Below are 580 nucleotides of genomic sequence, written 5' to 3' on the forward strand. Positions count from 1 at the left end.
AGAAGTGCAGCGAATACAAGTAGCTCGGTTCTAGGAAACTTAAAAAATGGAGAAAAAGTAACAGTACTAGGAAAAGCAAACGGCTGGGCGAAAATCAGCTACCAAGGAAAAGAAGGCTATGTGTCGTTAGAGTTTGTGAAGTTAGAAGCAGGAAAACAAGAAGAAAAGCCAGCGGAAGACATTACGAATGGAACGCAAGAAGTAGGAACAATTAACGCGACAAGCTTACGAGTAAGAAGTGCGGCGAATACAAGTAGCTCGGTTCTAGGAAACTTAAAAAATGGAGAAAAAGTAACAGTACTAGGAAAAGCAAATGGTTGGGCGAAAATAAGCTACCAAGGAAAAGAAGGTTATGTATCGCTAGAGTTTGTGAAGCTAGAAGCAGGAAAACAAGAAGAAAAACCAGCGGAAGACATTACGAATGGAACGCAAGAAGTAGGAACGATCAATGCGACAAGTCTACGAGTAAGAAGTGCAGCGAATACAAGTAGCTCGGTTCTCGGAAACTTAAAAAATGGAGAAAAAGTAACAGTACTAGGAAAAGCAAATGGTTGGGCGAAAATAAGCTACCAAGGAAAAG

The 580-nt window shown here is 40.7% G+C and carries 1 protein-coding gene; it reads left to right on the forward strand.

The genetic code is table 11. The annotated features are described in order from the left end of the window. Positions 1-580 (forward strand): SH3 domain-containing protein (locus AC1Q8N_RS25320; protein WP_493521423.1); only part of this gene is annotated, 580 nt, incomplete at both ends.

This window comes from Bacillus sp. GW823-FHT06B01 (assembly GCF_058952315.1).